This window comes from Ammoniphilus soli (genome assembly GCF_040813775.1).
In genome coordinates this window covers 1-22,204 of record NZ_JBEGDL010000057.1, presented here as the reverse complement: position 1 = coordinate 22,204, position 22,204 = coordinate 1, and the positions used below count along the sequence as shown (strand labels likewise).

21 protein-coding genes are annotated in these 22,204 nt (G+C 43.5%); 20 read left to right on the top strand and 1 reads right to left on the bottom strand.

Annotation, left to right across the window (positions count from 1 at the left end; genetic code table 11):
- Nucleotides 1-35: 35 nt before the first annotated feature.
- The 11 genes from ABLT31_RS36270 (at nucleotide 36) to ABLT31_RS36220 (ending at nucleotide 11,551) form a co-directional block, all read left to right on the top strand.
- Nucleotides 36-299, top strand: a complete 264-nt coding sequence (locus ABLT31_RS36270; RefSeq protein WP_367760582.1) for a tyrosine-type recombinase/integrase — start codon at nucleotides 36-38, stop codon at nucleotides 297-299.
- A 379-nt stretch (nucleotides 300-678) separates the two neighbouring features.
- Nucleotides 679-1,740: a TRAP transporter substrate-binding protein gene (locus tag ABLT31_RS36265; protein ID WP_367760580.1), complete on the top strand. Its 1,062-nt coding sequence runs from the start codon at nucleotides 679-681 to the stop codon at nucleotides 1,738-1,740.
- A gap of 5 nt (nucleotides 1,741-1,745) precedes the next feature.
- Nucleotides 1,746-2,246, top strand: a complete 501-nt coding sequence (locus tag ABLT31_RS36260; protein WP_367760578.1) for a TRAP transporter small permease — start codon at nucleotides 1,746-1,748, stop codon at nucleotides 2,244-2,246.
- Complete coding sequence (locus ABLT31_RS36255; RefSeq protein WP_367760577.1) at nucleotides 2,240-3,517, top strand: TRAP transporter large permease; 1,278 nt, start codon at nucleotides 2,240-2,242, stop codon at nucleotides 3,515-3,517. Before ABLT31_RS36260 ends, ABLT31_RS36255 begins: the two co-directional genes overlap by 7 nt.
- Before the next feature lie 16 nt (nucleotides 3,518-3,533).
- Nucleotides 3,534-4,565, top strand: a complete 1,032-nt coding sequence (locus ABLT31_RS36250) for a zinc-dependent alcohol dehydrogenase (RefSeq protein WP_367760576.1) — start codon at nucleotides 3,534-3,536, stop codon at nucleotides 4,563-4,565.
- 24 nt (nucleotides 4,566-4,589) lie between these two features.
- Nucleotides 4,590-5,609 (top strand): zinc-dependent alcohol dehydrogenase, encoded by a 1,020-nt coding sequence (locus ABLT31_RS36245; RefSeq protein WP_367760575.1) that lies wholly within the window; start codon nucleotides 4,590-4,592, stop codon nucleotides 5,607-5,609.
- Nucleotides 5,610-5,694: 85 nt separating this feature from the next.
- Nucleotides 5,695-6,708 (top strand): LacI family DNA-binding transcriptional regulator, encoded by a 1,014-nt coding sequence (locus ABLT31_RS36240; protein ID WP_367760572.1) that lies wholly within the window; start codon nucleotides 5,695-5,697, stop codon nucleotides 6,706-6,708.
- Between the two features lie 117 nt (nucleotides 6,709-6,825).
- Entirely contained in the window at nucleotides 6,826-7,836 is a 1,011-nt protein-coding gene (gene iolC / locus ABLT31_RS36235; protein WP_367760571.1) for a 5-dehydro-2-deoxygluconokinase, read from the top strand.
- 34 nt (nucleotides 7,837-7,870) lie between these two features.
- Nucleotides 7,871-9,331 (top strand): CoA-acylating methylmalonate-semialdehyde dehydrogenase, encoded by a 1,461-nt coding sequence (locus tag ABLT31_RS36230; protein WP_367760569.1) that lies wholly within the window; start codon nucleotides 7,871-7,873, stop codon nucleotides 9,329-9,331.
- A gap of 65 nt (nucleotides 9,332-9,396) precedes the next feature.
- Complete coding sequence (gene fba / locus ABLT31_RS36225; protein WP_367760567.1) at nucleotides 9,397-10,260, top strand: class II fructose-1,6-bisphosphate aldolase; 864 nt, start codon at nucleotides 9,397-9,399, stop codon at nucleotides 10,258-10,260.
- A 376-nt stretch (nucleotides 10,261-10,636) separates the two neighbouring features.
- On the top strand, nucleotides 10,637-11,551 hold the full coding sequence (locus ABLT31_RS36220) for a tyrosine-type recombinase/integrase (RefSeq protein ID WP_367760565.1): 915 nt from the start codon (nucleotides 10,637-10,639) through the stop codon (nucleotides 11,549-11,551).
- Between the two features lie 170 nt (nucleotides 11,552-11,721).
- Here the strand turns inward: ABLT31_RS36220 and ABLT31_RS36215 are convergent, their stop codons facing one another.
- Complete coding sequence (locus ABLT31_RS36215) at nucleotides 11,722-12,408, bottom strand: helix-turn-helix transcriptional regulator (RefSeq protein ID WP_367760563.1); 687 nt, start codon at nucleotides 12,406-12,408, stop codon at nucleotides 11,722-11,724.
- Between the two features lie 141 nt (nucleotides 12,409-12,549).
- Between ABLT31_RS36215 and ABLT31_RS36210 the strand changes: the two genes are divergently transcribed.
- The 9 genes from ABLT31_RS36210 (at nucleotide 12,550) to ABLT31_RS36170 (ending at nucleotide 22,016) form a co-directional block, all read left to right on the top strand.
- The gene (locus tag ABLT31_RS36210; RefSeq protein ID WP_367760562.1) at nucleotides 12,550-13,479 is read left to right on the top strand and encodes an alpha/beta hydrolase; all 930 of its coding nucleotides are present in this window, start codon (nucleotides 12,550-12,552) and stop codon (nucleotides 13,477-13,479) included.
- A 19-nt stretch (nucleotides 13,480-13,498) separates the two neighbouring features.
- Nucleotides 13,499-15,130 (top strand): flavin-containing monooxygenase, encoded by a 1,632-nt coding sequence (locus ABLT31_RS36205; RefSeq protein ID WP_367760561.1) that lies wholly within the window; start codon nucleotides 13,499-13,501, stop codon nucleotides 15,128-15,130.
- A 60-nt stretch (nucleotides 15,131-15,190) separates the two neighbouring features.
- Complete coding sequence (locus ABLT31_RS36200; RefSeq protein ID WP_367760559.1) at nucleotides 15,191-16,690, top strand: aldehyde dehydrogenase family protein; 1,500 nt, start codon at nucleotides 15,191-15,193, stop codon at nucleotides 16,688-16,690.
- A 32-nt stretch (nucleotides 16,691-16,722) separates the two neighbouring features.
- Nucleotides 16,723-18,351 (top strand): MFS transporter, encoded by a 1,629-nt coding sequence (locus tag ABLT31_RS36195; protein WP_367760556.1) that lies wholly within the window; start codon nucleotides 16,723-16,725, stop codon nucleotides 18,349-18,351.
- A gap of 14 nt (nucleotides 18,352-18,365) precedes the next feature.
- A complete protein-coding gene (locus tag ABLT31_RS36190; protein ID WP_367760555.1) occupies nucleotides 18,366-19,412 on the top strand; it encodes a zinc-dependent alcohol dehydrogenase family protein in 1,047 nt (348 codons plus the stop codon).
- Nucleotides 19,413-19,450: 38 nt separating this feature from the next.
- Nucleotides 19,451-19,870 carry a nuclear transport factor 2 family protein gene (locus tag ABLT31_RS36185; protein ID WP_367760553.1) on the top strand — a complete coding sequence of 140 codons (420 nt, stop codon included), beginning with the start codon at nucleotides 19,451-19,453 and terminating at the stop codon, nucleotides 19,868-19,870.
- Between the two features lie 162 nt (nucleotides 19,871-20,032).
- The gene (locus ABLT31_RS36180; RefSeq protein WP_367760551.1) at nucleotides 20,033-20,200 is read left to right on the top strand and encodes a Spo0E family sporulation regulatory protein-aspartic acid phosphatase; all 168 of its coding nucleotides are present in this window, start codon (nucleotides 20,033-20,035) and stop codon (nucleotides 20,198-20,200) included.
- A gap of 269 nt (nucleotides 20,201-20,469) precedes the next feature.
- On the top strand, nucleotides 20,470-21,219 hold the full coding sequence (locus ABLT31_RS36175; RefSeq protein ID WP_367760549.1) for an SDR family NAD(P)-dependent oxidoreductase: 750 nt from the start codon (nucleotides 20,470-20,472) through the stop codon (nucleotides 21,217-21,219).
- A gap of 23 nt (nucleotides 21,220-21,242) precedes the next feature.
- On the top strand, nucleotides 21,243-22,016 hold the full coding sequence (locus ABLT31_RS36170; protein WP_367760548.1) for an SDR family NAD(P)-dependent oxidoreductase: 774 nt from the start codon (nucleotides 21,243-21,245) through the stop codon (nucleotides 22,014-22,016).
- Nucleotides 22,017-22,204 lie beyond the last annotated feature (188 nt).

Here is a 22,204-nt window from a genome sequence, read left to right as displayed (position 1 = left end):
TATGAAGGACAAGAACCGTTATCCACAATTGTAGGGTGTTCCTGTCAAACTCGAGCCAAGGTATTCAGCGAGCTCAAGCATGGAAAATTATTAATGATGTGGCCCGATCGGTTGGCATCACCGAAAACATCGGAACTCATACCCTACGTAAGACATTCGCCTACCATGCCTATAAAAATGGAACGGACATCATTCTGCTGCAGAAAATTCTAAATCATCATAGCCCGGCCACGACCCTCCGTTATATTGGGATTACGCAAGAAGAAATGGATGATGTTTATTTAACTGTGAATCTATGAGAAATCTGACATATGTATAAATGGTAATTAAGAAGTGCACTTTTTGGCAGTAAGTTTATTCATTTATTTAGTATTTTTATTAAAACTAAATTCGATAAAGAGGTAATTTTTAAGTAACAGAAAAAATATAGACAATTATTATAATATATGGTAATATCTATTTAATCGATTAGATGAAAAATTATTACTCTTCTATTATTTGTTTTCTGTGGAAGCGCTTCCTTTAAACTCACTATGAACAGATAATAGAAAAAAATTTAGTTAATATCTAATCGATTAAATATTTATCGTTGCGTTGTATCTAATCGATTAGATATTCCAACGATTGAAGAGGTTATAATTCATTTTAGATGTTTAATCGAATGGGGGTCTATTAAGAATGAAGAAATTTAAGAAGGTCTTATCGTATGTAGTTTTATCCTCGGCTTTGGCAGCGGTTGCAACGGGTTGCGGATCAAGCAGCCCATCGACGAACGAACCTACTGCTTCAAGCAATCAAGAAGCCGCGAAAGAAAATACAGGTGAAAAAATTACGATTAAATTTGGCCATCATTTGTCTGAAAACCACAGTCTTCATGAACAGGTCGTTAAGTTTGGAGAAATTGTATCCCAGAAAACCAATGGACAAGTTCAGGTGGAGATTTATTCCAACGGGCAGCTTGGCGATCAGCGAGATTTATTAGAAGGATTAAAGTTGGGAACGGTCGATATGGCTTTGGGTGATTCTGGTGTAGTAGCAAACTATTATCCGCAGTTGGGAGTCCTTGATCTTCCTTATCTGTTTAAAGATGTGGATCATTCGATTCGTGCGCTTGACGGTGAATTAGGCGGAAAGCTAAAAGAAGGCATCCTACAAACAGCAGGATTCCGCACCTTAGCGATTGAGCCAACTGCCTATCGAAGCGTGGTTCTAGCTAAAGATACAGTAAAGTCCATTGAAGATTTTAAAGGGCTTTCAGTGAGAACGCTTCAAGCTCCTCAAATTATTGAAACGTTTAATAGCTTTGGTGCCCAGCCTGTGGCGATGCCATCTGGAGAGGCCTTTACAGGAATGCAGACGGGCGCTGTGGATGGGATGGAAAGTAATCCTGAATTCTTAAAGTCTATTAAAGTTTGGGAAGCAGGAAAATATTATGTGGATACCACGCATTCTTTGACCCACGAAACGATCAATATCAGTGAACAGTTTTACAGCAAGTTGCCTGATGATGTGAAGAAAGCTGTTGAAGAGTCCGTCAATGAAACGGTCGTATGGTTCCACGATTACACCAAACAAGTCGATATCGACAGCAGAAAGGCCCTCCAAGATAATGGGATGACCTTTGTTGAGTTCGATCTTGAGCCATTCAAGCAAGCGGCTGTACCTGTCTCTGAAAAACTAGTGAAGGATAATGGCTGGGATGAATTCTATCAATTAGTAAAAGATGCTGAAGGGAAATAATAGGCATGAAATGGATTGCTAAATGTATACACGGCATGACGGTCTTTCTTTTTGTGGCTCTGGTTTGTGTCGTTTTTTGGGGAGTGATTGCCCGCGCGTTATCTGTATCAGCGCCTTGGACGGAGGAAGCGTCCAGGTTTCTGTTCATTTGGCTAAGCTTTGTTGCAGGGTTTATCACCATTCGTAAGGGCTTGAATGTGTGCTTTGACATGATCATTGACCGCTTGCCGTATACCCTTTGGAAGGTAGTGTTTACTTTGGTCAATGTGATCTCCATCGTATTTTTGGTCGTCGTTACTATATTCAGCGTAAAACTCGTTTTGATGAATATGACCCAATACTCCTCGGTTCTGCATGTTCCAATGGGTCTAATCTATCTGGCTATTCCGGTTGGATCCCTGGGTATGATCTTTGCACAGACTGAATATTACCTAAAGCAATTAAAAGTGAAGAAAGAGGCCAATCATTCACTAGAAATCAAAGTAAGGAATGATGCTGTATGTTAGCAGTTACGATGGGAGCGTTTTTAATCCTGCTTGCCATAGGAGTCCCCATCTCCTTTACGATGGGAATGGCGTCCATTATGGGGATGTTAACGGAACTAAGCAGTGCGATTCCCTTGGCTCCGCAGCGGATGTTCGTCGGTGTCGATTCTTTTACGCTCCTGGCGATCCCCTTGTTTATGTTGGCGGGACAATTTATGGAAACAGGCGGAATATCGAAAAGGCTGGTCAATTTCTCTACTTCCGTGGTGGGTCACATCAGTGGAGGACTGGGGATTTCGAGTGTCATGACTAGTGTCATCTTTGCTGGGGTTTCCGGCTCAGCTGCTGCTGATACGGCCGCTGTGGGCAGTGTGATGATCCCGGCTATGAAGAAAAAGGGATACCCTGCTGGTTTGGCTGCCACGTTGCAGGCTTGCGCGGGATCACTGGGTCCTATTATCCCTCCTAGCTTGACTATGATTTTGTACGCCACCATTACGGAGGTTTCCATAACCGGTTTATTCTTAGCTGGTGTAATACCTGGTTTGCTGATGGGCTTAGGATTAATGCTCTTAACGTTTTATTATGGTAAAAAGTATAACCTGAGGGAAGAACAAAAATTCCATCTAATGGAAATGTTTAAAGCGGGTAAAGAAGCTTTTTGGGCTTTGTTGATGCCGATTGTGATTATAGGAGGAATCATAACAGGGATCTTTACACCAACAGAAGCTGGGGTCATTGCCGTTGTTTACGCCTTTGTTGTGGGACTTTTCATTTATAAGGAATTCAAGCTAAAGGATGTTCCGCATATCTGCATTGAAGCTGCGGGTGGCACCTCGATGGTGATGCTGATGATTGCAACAGCATCGATCTTAGGATGGTTGGTTGCTTATGCTAAATTACCTATTTATGTCATTAACACAATCACCGCTATTACGGAAAATCCGACTTATGTCCTGTTGCTTATTATTGCTTTCATTATGTTTCTTGGCCTGTTTGTGGAGACGATTGCGGCAACGATTATTGTCTCGCCGATCCTGGCCCCAATTGTGGTCCAATTTGGTTTTGACCCGATACACTTTGGATTTATCATCGTCTGTATCCTGGTGTTCGCTTCCATTACCCCACCGGTGGGTGGAATTCTCAATATTACGATGGGGATTGGAAGATGCAAAATGGAGGATTTAATGCCATTCATTACTCCTTATGTGGGGGTTATGTTCTTGGTGGTCATTCTAGTCGTCTTTTTCCCGGGATTAGCTACATTCTTACCTAGTCTATTTATGAAATAAAATCGGAGGGAATGAAATGAAGGCGTTACTGAAAACCGATAGAGGGTTAAATGGAGTACAACTGTTGGACATCGAGGAACCTTTGGTTGGAAATAAGGACATCAAAATCAAAATTCATGCGGCAGGCATATGCGGGACAGATATGCATATCATTCATGACGAATATCCCTGCAATTATCCCATTGTCATGGGGCATGAATACTCCGGCATCGTCGAGGAAGTAGGCAGCGAAGTCACTGATTTCGAGATTGGAGATCGAGTAGTTTCGTTGACGGCGGTCGTAACCTGTGGGGAATGCCATTATTGCCGATCCGGTTTACTAATGCTATGCCGTGAGCGCCTATCCATTGGCTCAGGTGTCCATGGGGCTTTTGCGGAATACATGGTCGTTCCTTCCAAGTCGGCCTTTAAAATTCCATCGAATGTATCAATGGATGAAGCAGCTTTATGTGAACCGCTGGCCTGTATGGTTAGGTGTGTAATCGAAAGGGGAACCGTTAAAGCGGGCGATTACGCCTTAGTTTCCGGCCCTGGTGCGATTGGATTGCTGACAATGCAGGTAGCGAACGCCAATGGCGGAAAAGTCATTGTGATCGGGACTTCCCATGATAAGGAAAGATTGCAGCTTGCCATGGAGTTGGGGGCCCATGCCACGATTGTCGTAGATGAAGAAGACCTGGAGCTAAGGACTGCCGAACTCACTCGGAACACAGGGGTCGATGTGGCTTTTGAATGTGCAGGAGTAGGAGCCTCAGCGCATAACTGTTTAAAGGTGTTAAAGAAGACGGGCTTATATGTGCAAGTTGGATTATATGGGAAAAAGATAGAATTTGACATGGATCTGGCTCTGACGAAAGAGATTAATATCACCAATGGTTATGCATCCGAGCCGACTTCCTGGGAGCGTGCGCTTAGGCTGCTGGAGAATAAACAAGTAAATGTGGCTCCTTTGATTTCGACGAAGCTGCCCTTGGATGAATGGAGAAAAGCAGTAAGAATGGTAGAGACCAAAGAAGCGTACAAGGTCTTGTTTACCCCTAATCTATAAATGAACTGATGAGGAGAGAAATCGATGAAAGCGTTAGTGTATGAACCAACGGATCATATCTCGATACAGGAGAAACTGGAACCTGAACTGCGGCCTGGTGAGGTTTTGATCAAAGTGAAATGCGCAGGGATCTGCGGATCGGATATTGTAGCTTGGCAGGGAGGATTTAAAAGAATTCAGCAGCCTGTGATTCTGGGACATGAAATTGCTGGTGAGATTGTCAAAATCTATGATCAGGGACAAAACGGGTTGTCCATTGGAGATCGTGTGGTGTATGAACCATTGGAAGTCTGCGGGGAATGCGAAGCCTGCCTGAAAGGAAGCTATAATGTGTGCCGGAATATCAAGGTGATCGGCTTAGACCGTGATGGAGGATTTACCTCCTATGTACGGGTACCCATCGAACGGATCCATCGATTACCTGCAACCCTCCCTGATGAGCGAGCCGTATTTTGTGAGCCCGTAGCTGTTGCTGTCCACATGGTCCAGCGTGCTGGCCTGCGCTTTGGGCAGACTGTGGCGGTTTTCGGTGCGGGTCCGATCGGGATGCTAGTAGCGATGGTAGCCAGAAGAGCCGGAGCTTCCAAAATATTGGTGGCTGATATTAACCCTTATCGCTTAGGGTTGGCCGAGGATCTTGGCTTTGATGTCTTAGATGCGAAAGAGGAAGGCGCTACCTCCAGGTTACAAGAGTACTTCGGAAAAGAAGGCGCAGATGTTTCGTTTGAGCTGGCAGCCAGCAAGCAAACGGTGGATTGGGCCTTGGACGTTACAAAAATTAGAGGAACCATCCTATCCGGAGGCATCTTCAAGTCTCCGCCTCCTGTGGATTTACAGAAGATTACATTAAAAGAACTGCATCTGGTCGGAACCCGATTATATACCTTCTCTGATTTTGAAGCCGCCATTGACCTATTAAATCAAATGGATTTCCCAGTCGAAAAGCTGATTTCTAAATATGTAAGCTTAGATGAGGCTATTGACAAGGGGTTTCAAGCGATCGTCAATGGGGAAGATGTGATGAAAGTGCTTATTAAACCTTAACGGAAAAAGGAAGCGGCCATAGACACTGGATTGTATTCGATGATAAAATAAAACTATTCAGTCTATTAAAATGGAGTTAAACCAAGTGATAACTATTAAAGATATTGCAAATGCAGCAGGAGTTTCAACAGCAACGGTATCTTATGTCTTAAATAATACTCGGTACGTTAGTCCAGATAAAAAAGATCGCGTATTGAAAGCTGTCTCTGACCTTAATTATGTCCCTAACGCGGTGGCCCGCGGACTCAGGGTTCAAAAGAGCAAAGCGATCAGCTTGATTGTATCGGATATTACGAACCCTTTTTATCCCGATTTGGCCAAAGCTTGTGAAGATGTGGCTCAATCGAGGGGGTATACGATCAATATTGTGAATACAAATGACGAAGCTAAGTTAATGGCAGAGGCTGTTTCGCAGATTCGGGAAGGAAGAATTGACGGACTGATCATCACCTGTGCCCTCGAACCTGACCGACCGGTTATCGATTCCCTTTCCAAGGAAGGTTATCCTATCGTATTGGCTCACCGCAAGCTAGAAAAACTGGATGTCGATACGGTGATCTCGGATCATTTTTCCGGTGGTCTTGAGGCCGCTCGTCACCTCATCCGATTGGGCCATGAGCGTATTGCTTTCATGACAGGAGTGAAGGGCTCAACCGTGAGTCTAGCAGCGAAACAAGGCTACTTGGAAGCGATGGAAGAGGCTAGGCTTCCGGTTTTAGAAGAGTGGAATATACCTGGTGAAGCCAAATATCAGGAAAGCTATGAGGCTGCCAAGCAGTTGATTAGCTTGCCGAAGTCGAAGAGACCTACAGCGGTTCTTAATATCGGTGACGTAGGAAGCTTAGGTGTGATGGATGCCGCATTTGACTTGAACTTAAGGGTCCCGGAAGACCTTGCGATCATTGGTTTTGATGATTTGTTCTTTTCCTCCACGCGCAATATACAGCTCTCAACCGTTAGGATTCCCCGCTATGAGCTGGGAAGAAGGGCAACCGAAATATTAATCAATCGGATTCAAAACAAGGGATCGGAGGAGAAGCAGGATATCACGCTCCCTGTGGAGCTTATTATACGGCGAACATGCGGGGCCAAATCGTAACATAGGGTTTATAGGCCCCTGCCCGTATAAATGCAAGATATAATCTTTTTTTTTATTATCTAATCGATTAGATATATAGAGTTAGTACATATCCGTTTAAGGTTAAGGGGTGAAATTATGAATTATTTAGTATTTGATAACAAGAAAACGATGGATTTTATAGCAATTGGAAGACTGTGCATCGATTTGAACGCCAATGAAATCAATCGTCCTATGGAACAAACGGTTACGTTCACCAAGTACGTAGGGGGATCTCCCGCGAATATAGCTATCGGTTTGTCTCGGTTGGGCATGAAGACAGGGTTCATTGGCCGCGTGTCGAATGATCAAATGGGTCGCTTTATTGTCGATTATCTCAACAAGAATCAAATTGATACTGACGGTGTAGTAACTGATTTATCAGGCAGTGTAACAGGACTTGCTTTCACGGAAATCAAAAGCCCGACGGACTGCAGCATCTTAATGTACCGCGACAATGCAGCGGACTTGAAGCTGGAGCCCCGGGATATCTGCGAAGAGTATATCAAAAATGCCAAAGCGATATTGATCTCCGGTACGGCTTTAGCGAAGAGTCCATCAAGAGAAGCAATTTTCTTAGCACTTGATTATGCACGAAAGCATGGAACCGTCGTCTTCTTTGATATTGACTATAGACCGTATACATGGACCTCCCCGGAAGAGACCGCCGTGTACTATAACCTCGCTGCTGAAAAATGCGATGTCATTATCGGCACGAGAGAAGAATTCGATATGATGGAATGCTTCGAGCATAATCCCGATAAGGACGACTACTACACAGCGAAAAAATGGTTCGATTATCATGCGAAGATCGTCGTCATCAAGCATGGAAAGGATGGATCCATTGCCTACACGAAAGAAGGCGAAAGCTTTAAGGGAACCACCTTTCCAGCCAATGTGATTAAGACGTTTGGTGCAGGAGATTCCTATGCAGCGGGCTTTATCCACGGCTTGATGAAAGGGTGGGAGATCCCGAAAGCCATGGAATATGGGGCAGCTGCCGCATCCATCGTAATTTCCAGCCATAGCTGCTCCGATGCGATGCCAACGGCGGATCAAGTGGACCAGTATATCGAAACCTGCAAAAACGGGCTATTCGTCGCCAAATAAAGGTAAACCAATACACTTCGAGAGGAGAAACACAATGACTACAAGAACAACCGTACAAACGTTAAAAAATTTCGTCGGGGGTCAATGGATCGAAGCGACTTCCGGTAAGAACGATATCGTTCCTAACCCAGCTACAGGTGAAGTGTTGGCCCATGTGCCGATTTCTAGCCGTGAAGACGTTGCCCATGCGGTTAAAGTAGCGAAAGAAGCGTTTAAAACGTGGGGCAAGACGGCCGTTCCCCGCCGTGCCCGCATCCTATTCAAGTATCAGCAATTGCTGGTCGAAAACTGGGAAGAGCTTGCTCGTTTAGTTACCTTAGAAAACGGAAAAAGCTACGGCGAGGCCTACGGAGAAGTTCAACGCGGGATCGAGTGCGTCGAATTTGCAGCAGGTGCGCCATCTTTAATGATGGGGAAGCAGCTTCCTGACATCGCGACCAATGTGGAATCCGGGATGTACCGCTATCCAATTGGCGTCATCGGGGGAATCACGCCATTCAACTTCCCGATGATGGTTCCTTGCTGGATGTTCCCGTTGGCCATCGCTTGCGGAAATACGTTTATATTGAAGCCATCCGAGCGTACGCCATTGCTGGCCAATCGTTTGGCTGAATTATTCAAAGAAGCCGGCCTTCCAGATGGGGTGTTGAACATTGTTCACGGTGCACATGATGTGGTGAACGAATTACTAGAAAACAAAGATGTAAAAGGAATTTCTTTTGTCGGATCCCAGCCTGTTGCAGAATACGTATACCGCACAGGCACATCCTTCGGCAAGCGGGTTCAAGCTTTGGCCGGAGCGAAAAACCATTCGATCGTCATGCCTGATGCCAATTTAGATCTGGCAACGAAAGAAATCATCAGTGCGGCTTACGGTTCCGCTGGGGAAAGATGTATGGCGGCAGCGGTCGTCGTAGCGGTTGGCGATGTCGCTGATAAACTCATTGATAGATTAGTAGAGGCTGCCAATCATATTAAGATTGGAAACGGGTTAGAAGAAGGCGTATTCCTTGGGCCAGTCATCCGTGATTCTCATAAAGCAAAAACGATCAAGTACATTGAATCAGGAGTAAACGAAGGAGCGACCTTGATTCGCGACGGACGCAAAGATGAAGCAGCCAATGGGGAAGGCTACTTTCTCGGTCCAACTCTATTTGATCACGTAACGACTGATATGACCATTTGGAAAGAAGAAATCTTTGCTCCTGTTTTGTCTGTGGTTCGTGTTGAAACGCTAGATGATGCCATTGCCCTGACTAACGAATCCGAATTTGCCAATGGTGCGTGCCTGTACACCCAAGATGGAAGCCATGTTCGCAAATTCCGTGAAGAAATTGAAGCCGGTATGCTAGGCATTAACCTAGGTGTTCCCGCTCCGATGGCTTTCTTCCCCTTCTCTGGATGGAAGAATTCCTTCTACGGTGATTTACATGCCAATGGTCCGGATGGTGTCGAGTTCTATACGAGAAAGAAAATGCTGACCGCTCGCTGGTAAAACGAAAGGCTACCAAACTGACTGGTTTGGTAGCTTTTTCAGTTAGGAAAAGGAGGATATAGATTATGCCACTCGTCTCGCTGAAAGAGATGTTGAATCAAGCTCTGGAAGGAAAATATGCCGTTGGGCATTTTAACTTGAACAATCTGGAATTCACGCAAGCCATTCTGCAGGCGGCTCAAGAAGAGCAGTCCCCGGTTATTTGTGCGGTTAGTCCAGGATACATTGCTCACTTAGGTGGATTAAAGGTGGCGTCCTCCATGGTGCGAGCATTGGTAGAGGAATACCGCATCACCGTTCCCGTTGCTTTACATTTGGATCATGGGGCTTCCTTGGAGCAATGCTTGCAGGCCATTCAAGCAGGCTTTACCTCCGTCATGATCGATGCCTCCCATTATCCGCTCGAAGAAAACATTCGCAGGACGAAGCGAGTGGTAGAGGCGGCCCACGCCCTGGGAGTATCGGTGGAAGCGGAATTAGGGCGAATAGGCGGGCAGGAAGATGATCTGATTGTCGATGAAGCGGATGCGATGCACGCCATTCCTGAGGAATGTGCAAGGCTTATACGGGAATCCGGTATCGATTGCTTGGCACCTGCGCTGGGATCTGTTCACGGGCCATACAGAGGAGAACCCAATCTCAACTTTTCGCGTATGGAAGAAGTTCAGAAATTAACCGGAATTCCTCTCGTATTGCATGGCGGAACAGGCATCCCGCTGCAGGATACTCAGCGTGCCATCTCTTTAGGGACGGCAAAAATCAATGTGAACACCGAAAACCAAATGGCTTGCACGGTCGCGGTTCGCAGAGAATTGGAGTTAAATAAGAAATTATATGATCCTCGAAAATACCTTGGCCCAGCCAGAGAAGCTATTAAGGACAACGTGAAAGGAAAGATGCGGGAGTTTGGTTGTTCTGGCAAAGCATAAAAAATGTATGAAGGCGTATTCCAAATTTATACGGAATGCGTCTTTTCTATGAAAAGTTTAAGGAATAATGTTTTAAAAGGTATCTAATGTAACTATAAAAACAGCACGTTTTTGACACAGTGTTACCATCTTTTAAAGAGAGTTGCACAAGTAATTTCGTGTTGTGTTGCGACTTGTCTTTCAAGATTTTGTTAAAATGTTATCCGGACGTAAATCTGTATCATTAAAAAATCTATACTAAGCATATAATATACATTATACATGTTCAAACTCTATGAAACTATGCTAAACTCGTCATATAATATGGGGAAATGATAGATTTAGACGCTGTTTTTAATCATATAAACTCGTCATATAAGTGAAAGGGTATCAGCTCATGATTACGGATTATCTAAAACACCTTCAACAGAAGGGAAAGTCTCCTCACACCATTGTATCGTATATGAATGATTTACATAAATTTCTAGATGACCTCGGCATTCAACCGGGAGATTACATCACAGAGACGGATGTTCGAAAATGGATCAGTCAGATGATCCGACCGGAGGAAGGTCAGCCTTTGGCAAATGCAACCATAAATCGTCGGTTAAATTCGCTGCGCAGCTTTTATGATTGGGCGTTGCGGAACAAAAAAGTGAAACATAATCCCATGCGTGATATTGAGGATTTGAAATCGGCCGATGAGGATCATGAAAAGATCATGTGGCTGACCGAAGAGGAGTTTGAGGATCTATTAAACCGGATGAGGAAAACGCCGGTGAAAAGTCGCGGAGTTGACCCGGAAGAGAAATATCGCCGAGATCGGGCCGTCGTCTATCTTCTAACATATGCTGGTCTTCGGGTCGAGGAATTGTCCAACCTGAAGTTGACCGACCTTGACTTAGAGATGAAGCGAATTCGTGTACTAGGGAAAGGGAACAAGGTACGGACTATTCCGATTTCCAATACCTTACTTCACGAACTAGTAGATTGGTTAAAGTTCCGAACGGAAATGGCCAATAAAAAAGAATATGTAGCTGATTCTCTTTATGTTTTCTATAGTCAGAGATCCCCTCAGTTTTCCATCCGAGCGATACAGACCATGATTGAAAACTATAGTGCTCCAAAAAAGAAGCTGACTCCACACATGTTTCGGCATACTTTCTGCAAATGGATGTTGAAAGCGACAGGGAATGATATTGAGAAGGTAAGGAGACTAGCAGGACATAGTAACATTGCGACGACATCTCGATATTTGAAGGACAGTTACCGAGATTTAGCAGATGTAGTAGATTCCTTACCGAGGTTTTAATAAATGAAAAAACCTTCCCTATGGAAGGTTTAAAATTGTTTATCATGTAGGTTCTATGACTCCTTTAAAAAGTTATCCCCAGAAATGCCAATGTCTTTTAAATGTCATTTTCTATAACCGCCCCAAGGCATTATACATACCAAAACTTCCTGTTATCTAGCATAGTCTCATTAAGAAATGATTCCTTTCCGGAGCAGCTCGGCGACAGCTTGCGTCCGATTTTGCGCACCTAGTTTTTTAATGGCGGATTGAACGTATTGTTTTACAGTAGGTTCGCTTATTTTTAATGAATCAGCTATCTCTTTGGAACTTTCTCCCCAGGAAACTCTCTGCATCACTTCCAGTTCCCTTTTGCTTAATTGTCCTTGCTTTTCAGATGCATTAGATAGGTAGAGAACTTTTCCTATTAGATTTCCAAAGAGTGTAAGAGAGGAGAGCAACTTCTCGTCAAATTCAGCTTCCTCTTTAAAATTCGAACTGATAATGTACCCGATGACAACGGAATTGTGGCATATGGGTAAGATCATAAGTGAATGATAGGCTAGAATGTATTTGCTGCTTAGTTTCATATAATCTATGCCTGAATAATATTTTGCTTTCCTTTCCCGGATGGCAGCCAGGATACCAGGGAGTGATCGGATATCTTCACGGTTATCGCGAATATGAGCCAGTCCGGATGAAGATAGTGAGATAATTCCCTCTGCGAGATAGCCAAAGGGAGAGTATCTGAACAAATGAGCATTCAAGACCGGGAACAGTTTCATATAGGTCTCAATGATTTGGATAATGAGGTCTTCTTGATCACCAGACACCATCAGTTTCTTGACATGTTCTTGAATAGTAAACGGATAGCTCATCTTATCCTCCTTTTTGAGGAATTGATATATCTTTAATAAGGAATGTTTTTATTTTACTAAAGGTATTAAGATTTGAATATACCTTTTTAATATTAAAACTATTAAAAATGTTAAAACCAATAAAAGGAAAGGAGATATCTATTGAAAAATTTAGATCCAGAGGCGCAATTGTATTTGCAAGCGTTTAATTTAATGCCTGCTATTCATTCCATGAGTCCAAAGGAAGCAAGGGATATGCTTGCTAAAATACCACGTCCTTCCGTTGAATTGGATCCGCTTTCAAAAGTTGAAGAACGGATGGTTCCGGTAGGAGATGATACTCAAATTAAGATAAGGATATACACTCCAGAAGGTCAAGGACCTTTTCCCTTATTCGTTTATTTCCACGGTGGGGGCTGGGTGCTTGGAAATTTGGATACTTCCGATCCTAGCTGCCGGATGATCGCAAATCGAGTGGGCTGCTTAGTCATATCTGTAGATTATCGGCTTGCACCGGAGCATTCATTTCCTATCCCGACAGAAGATGCTTATAAGGCATTGGAATGGGTAAAGGAACATGCAGCTTCTCTAAACGGTGATGTCACTCGCATCGTAGTAGGGGGTGACAGTGCAGGCGGAAATCTTGCAGCAGTCGTTTCCATGATGACTAGGGATCGTCAAGGACCTTCTATAACAGCTCAGGTACTCATCTATCCGGTAACCGGACTTGATTTCAATACCGGGTCCTATCATGAATTCAAAAAAGGATTTGGATTAGATCGTGATCTGATGGTTTGGTTTGGAAGTCAATATGTGACAACAGAAGAGGACAAGCGCCATCCATATGCTGCTCCCTTGACAGCAGAGGATCTCAGCCAACTTCCACCGACATTGGTAATCACAGCTGAAAACGATGTACTTCGAGATGAAGGATTGGCCTATGTCAAGAGACTCGAGAGTGCTGGAGTACCAGTAGAATATTCTTGTGAGCAGGGGATGGTCCACGGATACTTTACCAATATGGTTTTGTTCTCGGGGCGGATTCAATCGTCCATTTCAAAGATCTCCAGGTTTTTAACATCCATTATATGACTTTTGAGGAGGAGAAACTATGACATCAAACAAACAGCAACTCGATGCAGTTGTGGTGGGTGCAGGATTTGCAGGTATGTATTTGCTGCATCGATTGCGAGAGATGGGCTTTTCTGTTCGTGTATATGAGAAAGGCGATAGTGTCGGCGGAGCTTGGTATTGGAGCCGCTATCCTGGAGCACGATGCGACTCGGAGAGTATCTATTATAATTACACATTCTCAGAAGAAATTTATCAGGAATGGACATGGTCGTCTCGCTATCCTGAGCAGCCGGAAATTTTGGATTATCTTAATTTCGTGGCCGACCGGCTAGACCTGCGCCGGGATATCCAGTTTAACGCGCAAATCAAAGCTGCCCGATACGATGAGACTCATAATTTATGGAACGTTGACCTGCATGATGGCAGCCGAGTGTCAGCGAAATACTTCATCACCGGAGTTGGCTGTCTCTCCGTGAATGCGACGAATGTACCTCAAATCAAAGGATTGGATCGCTTTGAAGGGGAATGGTACCACACGGGAGCTTGGCCGCATGAAAAAGTAGACTTTAAGGGGAAACGTGTCGGGATCATAGGCACGGGTTCAAGTGGCGTTCAAGCCATCCCAGTCATTGCGAAAGAGGCGGGTCAACTCACTGTCTTTCAGCGTACTCCTCAGTATACGGTTCCGGCTAGAAACCATAAGCTTGATCCGGCATTCATCCAAAATACGAAAGAAAACTTTAGTGAGCTTAAACGTCAAATGCGTGAATCGAAAGGAGGATTCCCGAAGGTGGCTAGTGACCGATCGGCATTGGAGGTTACGCCGGAAGAACGCCTTCGGATCTACGAGGAATTCTGGAAGAAGGGAGGTAATGGAATTGCCAATTGCTTCAATGACATCATGACGAACGAACAAGCAAACGAAACGGTTGCCGAATTCATCCGTTCCAAAATCAGAGAAATTGTAAAGGATCCGCAAGTCGCCGATGGGCTGATGCCAACGTACTTATTTGGAACCAAACGACCAATCGTGGACACCGACTACTATGAGACTTATAATCGGGAGAACGTGAATTTAGTTGATCTGAGGAAAGAGCCACTTGCAGAAATTACACCCAAAGGGGTGAAAACTACGGAAGCCGAATATGAGTTGGACATCATAGTATTTGCTACCGGATACGACGGGATGACAGGGCCTCTATTCAAAATCGATATCCAAGGAAAAGATGGTGTAGCCCTAAAGGAGAAATGGGATGACGGGGCACAGGTCAGAACCTATCTCGGACTTGCCACCACCGGCTTCCCGAACATGTTTATGGTCACCGGCCCGCAAAGTCCTTCCGTATTGGGTAACGTACCGACAGCGATTGAACAGCATGTCGAATGGATTACAGATTGCATTGAGTATCTACGCAAGCATCGAGTAGATACGATGGAAGCAAAGGCGGATGCTGAAGAGGCATGGAGTAAGCATTGCAGCGAGTTAGCCAACCAGACGCTTTATACGAAGACAGACTCCTGGTACACAGGAGCGAATGTCGAGGGGAAACCACGCGGATTCCTGATCTATCTTGGGGGTTATGGATTCTACAATCAGTTAATACAAGAAATTGCTGAGAAGGACTACGAGGGATTCTCGTTGATGTCTTCTCCTAAGTATGCGGTATGAGATTTTATTGATTGAAAATTAAATTTATTCAAAAAGATAATAGATATGGAGGTCATAACTATGTCAACAACTACTCTTGTTTCAATTCATTCCAAAGCGGCTGAATTTATCTCCGCACCTAAAAAAATGATGATAAACGGAAGATGGATGGACAGCTTTACAGGTGAAAGAACAGAAATTCTGAATCCAGCGACGGGGGAGGTCATTACGACGGTTCCAAAAGGAGGAAAGGAAGATATTGATTTTGCCGTTCAAGCAGCCCGGAAAGCTTTTGAAGAGGGACCATGGGCAAAAATGAAGCCGGCAGAACGGGCGAAATTACTATTGAAGTTAGCCGATCTTCTTGAGGAAAATGCAGAAGAATTAGCACACCTTGAAACCCTTGAGAACGGGAGACCATTGAGAATCAGTTCAAGAGTTCCGATCAATGGCTCAGAGCATTTCCGTTATTTCGCTGGATGGACATCCAAAATCATAGGGGAGACGATTCCGGTATCTATCCCAGGAAATCTTTTTAATTACACGAGAAGAGAACCCATAGGTGTTTGCGCTGCTATCAATCCATGGAACGGACCGTTGATGATGGCTATTATGAAGCTTGCAGCGCCATTAGCGGTAGGCAATACTGTGGTTTTAAAACCAGCATCTGAAACCCCGTTAGGTACCATCCGGCTTGGTGAACTGATTCAAGAGGCTGGTTTTCCAGATGGAGTGGTCAACATTGTGACGGGTCCAGGTTCCACCTTAGGCGGCGCCTTAACAGAACATCCGGATGTAGATAAAATAGCTTTTACGGGTTCAACAGAAGTAGGAAGACAAATTATGCGGTCAGCCGCTGGAAGTATCAAGAAAGTGACATTGGAACTAGGCGGCAAGTCTGCCCATATTATCTTTTCAGACGCGGATTACGAAAGAGCGCTTGAAAACGCTTGCAATGCTATCTTTATGAATTCAGGTCAAATGTGCCACGCGGGATCTCGCTTATTTGTTGAAAAGAAAATCTATGATAGATTTGTCAGTGATTTAGCGGAGTACTCAAAAAAATATAAAGTCGGCAACGGGTTTGATCCATCCAGCATTTTAGGTCCTCTTATTTCTAAAAAGCAGAAAAATCAAGTATTGGGTTATATAGATATTGGTCAGAGTGAAGGGGCTGAATTAGTGATAGGCGGAAATGCAACGGAGCCGAGTCTTGAGAAAGGGTATTATGTAAAGCCTACTGTATTCGCTAACGTAACGAACAGCATGAAGATTGCCCAAGAAGAAATTTTTGGTCCGGTGGTTGCAGCCATTCCCTTTGAAGATATAGATGAGGTAATCAAAATGGCAAACCAAACGGAATACGGTTTAGGTGGAGGAATCTGTACCACAGATGTCCGCAAAGCACATAAAGTTGCCCATGCGATGAGAACAGGAAATGTATGGATAAACACATATGGTCTTATGGATCCGGCCTCGCCTTTTGGAGGATATAAACAGAGTGGTCTGGGAAGAGAAAATGGGTCTGCTGCGATTGATGCATATACCGAGAGCAAGAATGTATGGATTAATTTGGACTAGTAGTCCATCAATCAAAATGGGGGGACGAGAAGTTGAAGAGTGAGAATGTGGTAGAGCCTATTGAAGTTCCTGTAGTTCAATTGGAGAGAAAACCTTTGTATTGGGCGACGGTTACTATTCTCCTAACCTTTTTCCTTGATCTCTTTGCTGGGTCCATTCATGGCGTGGCAACCCCCAGCATTATAGCAACGCTTGGCGGAATGCAATTTTATGCATTAACCATTACCACCTTCATGTTGGGTGGTAGCATAGGGAGAGTCATTTCCGGAAAATTAGGGGATTTATATGGCAGGAAAAAAATCTATCTCTTTTCCCTGGCCCTATTTTCGATCGCTAACATTATGAGTGGTGTCGCCCAATCTATCACGCAATTAATTATTTACAAGGCGATCCTTGGTATTGCCGGAGGTTTCTTGTTTGCGACATGTTATGCAATGGTTGCTGACTTGTATACCCCCAAAGCAAGGGTGAAAATACTGGGCTATCTAGCTTCGGTGATCGGCGTTTGTTACATTGTAGGTCCTCTACTAGGCGGCTATATCGTGGACATGTTTAGCTGGCGATGGTTATATTTAGGTCCAGTCCCCCTATTGATCATCTGTTTTCTGGCCATCAATAGGCTTCTACCCACAGTAAAACAAAACGTAAAAGTAAAAATTGATTATTTAGGGATTCTGTTTCTTTGCGGTACGACGATTCCTTTTCTGTTAGCTTTAACCTGGGGAGGCTCAACCCATCCCTGGGGTTCTACAATCATAATAGGTCTTTCTGCAATTTCAATTTTGTCATTATGCTTGTTTATCCTGGTTGAGAAAAGGGCTAGTGACCCTCTGCTTCCACTAAGCATTCTGACCAACAGGTACTTCATCCTACCAACGGTTTCATATTGTCTTGCTGCCTTTTCCTCTATTATGTACTTAACCTACGTGCCGCTTTTTGGGCAAGCTGTGAAAGGAATGTCGGCTACAGCTTCCGGCTCCCTGCTGACACCATTAATGATCGCCCTAATCATCTCTACGCAAGCAACCAGCTGGATCATTAGTAAAACCGGGCGTTATAAAGCTGTCATGCTCTTCTTGTTTGCTTGGGCGGGAGTTATGCTTTTCTTGGTGTCAGGGTTTAATGAAAATACAAATCTCCCATATATGTATACGGTATTGTGCATGATCGGAATAAGCATGGGAGGATTTAATGTTGTATTTATGTCCTATTTACAAAATCATTTACCTCATCGCCAGGTAGGTGCGGCAACGGGAGGTATGGTCTTTTTTGGAAACATAACCACTGTTATTAGCTTATCCATTGCTGGAGTCATAACTAATATTAACTGGCAAGTGGACAGATATCTTCCTTCACAACTTAAAGAGTCCCTATCAGAATCAGGACTAAGCTTAATGTCCAGCTTTCAAGGACTGACGAACAAAGTGGCTGCAGCCCAAACGAAAAGTCAGCTACCGCAGGAACTACAAAGCCTGTTCGATGGCACCATTTTAGAAATGAAACATGTTATGGTGCAAATTTTTGAATCTATGTTCTTGTTAAGTACGTTATCTTGCATTCTAGCCTTTCTTTTCATAGTTTTGTTTTTGAAAGAAAAAAGTGCTTCAAATCAAATAGGTGGGGTAAGTGAAGATAAAGAAGTAATTGCAAAAAGTGTATAGTGGGAGGGAAATAGGTGAGAGCACTACTTCTAGAAGAGATTGGGAAGCCGATGCAGGTTAAGGAAGTGAATGATCCCATACTGACACCGGAAGGCGTTATCATAAAAGTGGAAGCGAGCGGAATTTGCCGCAGCGATTGGCACTTCTGGGCAGGGGATATTTCATTGAATTCCTATCCCCACGTATTAGGGCATGAATTTACAGGGACGGTTCTTGAGGTGGGTAATCAAGTAAAAAAGTACAAATCGGGCGATCGCGTGATTGTGCCCGTTACTCAAGGAGATAACGCATGCCCTTACTGCCTTGGTGGGCATCAAAACTTATGTGAAAATCGACTGACGCCAGGTGTTCATTATTGGGGAGGGTATGGGGAATATGTCCATGTTCCCCAAGCAGATGGAAATCTTGTCAAGTTGCCTGATTCGATGGATTTTGTATCCGCTGCCTCCATGGGCTGTAGATTTGTTACCGCTTACTATGGATTAATCGAACAAGTGAGGATCCGCCCAGGGGAGTGGATCGTTATCCATGGTTGTGGCGGTGTGGGATTGTCAGCTGTGAAAATTGCCAGTGCGATTGGCGCAAAAGTAATTGCGGTGGATATAGGCGATGAAAAGCTCGAAATGGCGAAAAACCTTGGTGCAGCTATAACGATCAATGGAAAATCACAAAATGCCGTGGAAGCTGTAATGGAAATCACCAAGGGAGGTGCTCAGGTATCTGTAGACGCGTTGGGGATTACCGCAACATGCCAAAATGCCATCATGAGTCTAGGAAAACAAGGCCGTCATCTACAGCTTGGGGTAACAACCAAAGAAGAAAAAGGTTTTATCCCCGTTCCAATTGACATGATTGTAGCAAAAGAAATGCAGATCGTCGGAAGCCTTACGATGCCCATTTCCCGCTACCCATCAATGCTGAATGTGGTGGAAAGCTTAAATATTCAGCCCAGCCAACTCATTACAGAGCGCATAGCCTTGGAACAAGCAAGCGATGTTTTCGAAGCCATGAGTAACTATTCCAATATAGGGATCTCGGTCATCGATCGTTTCTATAGTTGAAGTGGAGAGAAATCCGAATCCGAAGGAGTGCATTTCCTATGATTAAAACACTAGAAGAAAGAATCCTAGAGTTGGAGGCGCGCGAAAAAATTAAAGAGATTTTAGCTAATTATAGTCATGGTGTAGATAAAAGGGATGAAGCCGTGTTTATAGATCTTTGGGAAGAGGAAGCCGTTTGGGATCAGGGAAATGGGCAATGCTACATCAATAAACAGGAGATATTGCAAGGGGTAAAAGGTGCTTGGGAAAGGTTCACTAATACGTATCACTATACCATGAATGAGGTCATCCAGGTTGACTTAAAAAGCGGTACAGCTAGTTCTATTGCCGATGTAGATACAAGAGTAACGAGTTCTGCGGGAAATTCTATTATCATCTCCGCTACTTATTACGATAAATTTAGGATGACGAATGGGACATGGAGGTTTACAGAGAGAAAAACCATGATCCACCGGTAACCTTCTATACTAGAAGCGCGATGAAGAAAAAAATAGTATTTCTTAAGTGGACGCAGATTCGCCTGGTCTACGTCCATTTCTTTCCGAGTTAAGAGATAATAGGAGATGCGCAAGAAGCATACTCTATTGTTAATCTTTTTAGATAAAAAGGAGAGAAGCCAAATGCTATTATCGAAAATGCTCATAGTTAGGGATTTTATTATTAAGCATCAAGAAGAATTGTATAATCTAGTGAAAAATAAAGGTTTTAATGATCCAGATGTATTGAAAGTGAGTCAAGAATTGGATGAGAAAATTAATATATTGCAGCGTACTCTAATCAACTCATAAAACCTAAATAGTAAAAGGAATAGTCTATTTCATTAAATCTGATTAAGTAAAAGGGATGATAAAGGTTAATAAGTTTGGTAAGAAGAACATATATATTTTCTATTTTTAAATATTATACTGTGTCAAACACTGCTTTTTGGTTTTACACTTGCGACAAAAATATGGAGTGATTGACACGCTCCCCTTATCAGTTACCGTCTCTTAAAACTATCCTTTCTCTTGACAAAAGGTATTCGCTTTAAAATATTGATATAGGAGGAGTAATTTAAATGAGAAGATTACATGGAAAAGTCGCGATTGTCACGGGTGGAGCAAGCGGAATTGGTGAGTTTACTGTGCGTGAAATGGTAAAGGAAGGGGCATCGGTCATTATTGCGGATTTTAATGCAGAATTAGGCCATCAATTAATGGACGAATTAAATTTAAAAGAATATAAAACAATCTTCGTTAAAACGGATGTAACAAAGGAACAAGAAGTAGATTCACTTGTTCGAAGAGCGGTTAACGAGTTTGGGAAGTTAGATATTATGGTAAGTAATGCAGGCATCGGTAAAAATGGACCCACGGAAGAAGTAACGTTGGAAGAATGGCATAAGGTTCTCTCGGTTAACTTAGACGGGGTTTTCTTATCTGCTAAGTACGCAGTAAAGGCGATGAAAGAGAATGGCGGCGGTACAATTATTAATGTTGCTTCTATACTTGGACATGTCGGTACACCTCAGGTACTTTCCTATACAAGCTCTAAGGGAGCGGTTGTAAACATGACGAGAGCATTGGCTGTTGAGTATGCAAAAAATAATATTCGAGTAAATGCAGTTTGTCCGGGGTACATACATACACCTTTACTAAAGAAAAATTTAACTGAAGAGGCCCTAAAACAATTGGTCAACCTTCACCCGATTGGCAGATTAGGTGAATCTCAAGAAGTTGCGAAATCGATCGTTTTCTTAGCTTCTGAGGATGCTAGTTTTATTACAGGCACCAGTTTAATGGTTGACGGGGGATATACCGCTCAATAAATTCATAAAAGGAGGTAAGACTTATGGGGCGATTTAAAGATAAAGTTGTTTTAATAACTGGAGCCGTTGGCGGAATTGGCAAGGCGTTAACACAAAAGCTAGCGGAAGAAGGGGCTAAGCTTGCTTTGGTAGATATAAATCTAGCATCTATTCAACAAACCATTTCTGAACTCGGCTTAAATGAAGATCAAGTCATTGCTATATCTGCTGACGTGACGAATGAATTGCAGGTAAAAAATTATGTTGAACAAACAGTAGGTCGATTTGGGAAAATTGATTGCTTTTTCAATAATGCTGGTGTAGAAGGTACATACGGCAACGTGGAAACGCAGGAACTAGACGCATTTGATTTTGTTTTTAATGTAAATGTAAAAGGAGTTTTCTTAGGTTTAAAATATGTAGTTCCAGTCATGAAAAATCAAGGACGCGGCAGCATTGTCAATACCTCTTCTTTAGCTGGATTAATGGGTTCGCCTGGTTTTTCTCCATACGTTGCATCTAAACATGCCGTCATTGGCTTAACTCGCTCTGTTGCGAATGAAGTGACAGGACAAGGCATACGCGTGAATGCGCTATGCCCAGGTGTAATTGATACGCGAATGATGCGGAAAATTGAGGAAAATGTAGCGCCGGGTCGGGGTGAACAAGTACAAAAAGGGTTGGTTGCTAATGTTCCGATGGGACGCTACGGTGAGCCTCAAGAAGTTGCCAACGTAGCCATGTTCCTATTATCTGATGAAGCGTCATACGTTTCCTCTTCCATTTATACTGTAGATGGGGGGATGGTCAATCAGTAAATGTGACATATATAACGAGGGTGTTCCCCAAAGTCTAGCTTTCATGGACACCCTTTTTCTCATGCAATCCGATAGATTAACGGCAGTAATAAAGCGGCTACGAAACTAGTATTTTATGATAGGGGTAGTACCACATGCCCATCAAGCTAAAACACATCATTACCCCCAAAACGAAGAAAATGCGCTAT

What these genes read in the sequence shown, in the direction of transcription:
- ABLT31_RS36265 (WP_367760580.1), top strand. Translation starts at nt 679, where the DNA reads ATGAAGAAATTTAAGAAGGTCTTATCGTATGTAGTTTTATCCTCGGCT.
- ABLT31_RS36230 (WP_367760569.1), top strand. Translation starts at nt 7,871, where the DNA reads ATGACTACAAGAACAACCGTACAAACGTTAAAAAATTTCGTCGGGGGT.
- ABLT31_RS36175 (WP_367760549.1), top strand. Translation starts at nt 20,470, where the DNA reads ATGAGAAGATTACATGGAAAAGTCGCGATTGTCACGGGTGGAGCAAGC.
- ABLT31_RS36205 (WP_367760561.1), top strand. Translation starts at nt 13,499, where the DNA reads ATGACATCAAACAAACAGCAACTCGATGCAGTTGTGGTGGGTGCAGGA.
- ABLT31_RS36250 (WP_367760576.1), top strand. Translation starts at nt 3,534, where the DNA reads ATGAAGGCGTTACTGAAAACCGATAGAGGGTTAAATGGAGTACAACTG.
- ABLT31_RS36220 (WP_367760565.1), top strand. Translation starts at nt 10,637, where the DNA reads ATGATTACGGATTATCTAAAACACCTTCAACAGAAGGGAAAGTCTCCT.
- ABLT31_RS36200 (WP_367760559.1), top strand. Translation starts at nt 15,191, where the DNA reads ATGTCAACAACTACTCTTGTTTCAATTCATTCCAAAGCGGCTGAATTT.
- ABLT31_RS36185 (WP_367760553.1), top strand. Translation starts at nt 19,451, where the DNA reads ATGATTAAAACACTAGAAGAAAGAATCCTAGAGTTGGAGGCGCGCGAA.
- fba (WP_367760567.1), top strand. Translation starts at nt 9,397, where the DNA reads ATGCCACTCGTCTCGCTGAAAGAGATGTTGAATCAAGCTCTGGAAGGA.
- iolC (WP_367760571.1), top strand. Translation starts at nt 6,826, where the DNA reads ATGAATTATTTAGTATTTGATAACAAGAAAACGATGGATTTTATAGCA.
- ABLT31_RS36245 (WP_367760575.1), top strand. Translation starts at nt 4,590, where the DNA reads ATGAAAGCGTTAGTGTATGAACCAACGGATCATATCTCGATACAGGAG.
- ABLT31_RS36255 (WP_367760577.1), top strand. Translation starts at nt 2,240, where the DNA reads ATGTTAGCAGTTACGATGGGAGCGTTTTTAATCCTGCTTGCCATAGGA.
- ABLT31_RS36260 (WP_367760578.1), top strand. Translation starts at nt 1,746, where the DNA reads ATGAAATGGATTGCTAAATGTATACACGGCATGACGGTCTTTCTTTTT.
- ABLT31_RS36180 (WP_367760551.1), top strand. Translation starts at nt 20,033, where the DNA reads ATGCTATTATCGAAAATGCTCATAGTTAGGGATTTTATTATTAAGCAT.
- ABLT31_RS36215 (WP_367760563.1), bottom strand. Translation starts at nt 12,408, where the DNA reads ATGAGCTATCCGTTTACTATTCAAGAACATGTCAAGAAACTGATGGTG.
- ABLT31_RS36170 (WP_367760548.1), top strand. Translation starts at nt 21,243, where the DNA reads ATGGGGCGATTTAAAGATAAAGTTGTTTTAATAACTGGAGCCGTTGGC.